The organism is Beijerinckia sp. L45, assembly GCF_009765775.1.
Lineage (GTDB): Bacteria > Pseudomonadota > Alphaproteobacteria > Rhizobiales > Beijerinckiaceae > RH-AL1.
Map to the genome: position 1 here is coordinate 15288 of NZ_LMUU01000243.1, position 1766 is coordinate 17053.

Annotated in this window: 1 protein-coding gene; it reads left to right on the plus strand. The window is 64.7% G+C overall.

The features are described 5' to 3' along the window. Positions 1-95: 95 nt before the first annotated feature. A partial coding sequence (ftsH, locus tag GSQ79_RS25060) for an ATP-dependent zinc metalloprotease FtsH (RefSeq protein WP_158811482.1) occupies positions 96-1766 on the plus strand: 1671 nt, incomplete at its 3' end.

Consider the following 1766-nt stretch of genomic DNA (forward strand, 5'->3'; position numbering starts at 1 on the left):
AGTCTTGCCACGCTCGTGTCCTTGTGTTGCGTCGCCGCGCCGGCCTTTTTCTCCTTCGGGTCCTGGCTCAAGAGCCAATCCCTTCTGGATCGCAGATGAACCCCAATTTTCGCAATTTCGCTCTCTGGGTGATCATATTTCTTCTTGTGGTCGCCCTGGTCATGCTGTTCCAGAATCCCGGACAACGGCCGACGGCGCAGGAAATCACGTTCAGCCAGCTTCTCACCGAGGTGGACCAGGGCCGCGTGCGTGAGGTGACGATCGCCGGCTCCGAAGTGACCGGCCACTTCACTGACAACCGCGCCTTCGCCACCTACGCGCCGAACGATCCGACGCTGGTGCCGAAGCTCGTAGCCAAGAACGTCAGCGTCGCCGCCAAGCCGCCGTCCGACGGCAACAGCTGGCTGGTGACCCTGCTGGTCAACGGCCTGCCGCTTCTCGCTTTCTTGGGCATGTGGATCTTCGTCTCCCGGCAGATGCAGGGGGCCGGCGGCAAGGCCATGGGTTTCGGCAAGTCGAAGGCCAAACTGCTCACCGAGGCGCATGGCCGCGTGACGTTCGAGGACGTCGCCGGCGTCGACGAGGCCAAGGAAGACCTGCAGGAGATCGTCGAATTCCTGCGCGACCCGCAGAAATTCCAGCGGCTGGGCGGGCGGATTCCGCGCGGCGTGCTGCTTGTCGGGCCTCCCGGTACCGGTAAGACGCTGCTTGCCCGCGCCATCGCCGGTGAAGCCAACGTGCCGTTCTTCACCATCTCCGGTTCGGACTTCGTGGAAATGTTCGTCGGCGTCGGCGCCAGCCGCGTCCGCGACATGTTCGAGCAGGCCAAGAAGAACGCGCCCTGCATCATCTTCATCGACGAAATCGACGCCGTCGGTCGCCATCGCGGCGCCGGCCTCGGCGGCGGCAACGACGAGCGCGAGCAGACCCTGAACCAGTTGCTCGTCGAGATGGACGGCTTCGAGGCCAACGAGGGGATCATCCTCATCGCCGCGACCAACCGTCCCGACGTGCTCGATCCCGCGCTGCTGCGTCCGGGCCGCTTCGATCGTCAGATCACCGTGCCCAACCCCGACGTCATCGGCCGCGAGCGCATCCTCAAGGTGCACGTCCGCAAGGTGCCGCTGTCGCCCGACGTCGACTTGAAGGTCGTCGCCCGTGGGACGCCCGGCTTCTCCGGTGCCGATCTGATGAACCTCGTCAACGAGTCGGCGCTGATGGCGGCGCGGCGCGGCAAGCGCATCGTCACGATGAGCGAGTTCGAGGACGCCAAGGACAAGATCATGATGGGCGCCGAGCGCCGCACCCTGGTCATGACCGAGCAGGAAAAGATGCTGACCGCCTATCATGAGGGCGGTCATGCCCTGGTGGCGCTGAACGTCGCCGCGACCGATCCCGTCCACAAGGCGACGATCATTCCGCGTGGTCGGGCTCTCGGCATGGTCATGCAGCTGCCGGAGCGCGACAAGCTCTCCATGAGCTACGAGCAGATGACCTCGCGCCTCGCCGTCCTGATGGGCGGCCGGGTGTCGGAAGAGATCATCTTCGGCAAGGAGAAGGTCACGTCAGGCGCCCAGTCCGACATCCAGCAGGCGACGAAACTGGCCCGCGCGATGGTGACTCAATGGGGCTTCTCCGATGCGCTCGGCACCGTGATGTACGGCGACAACCAGGAAGAGGTCTTCCTCGGCTACTCCATGGGCAAGACCAACACCTTGTCCGAAGAGACCGCGCGCAAGATCGATTCCGAGGTCCGCCGCCTGGTC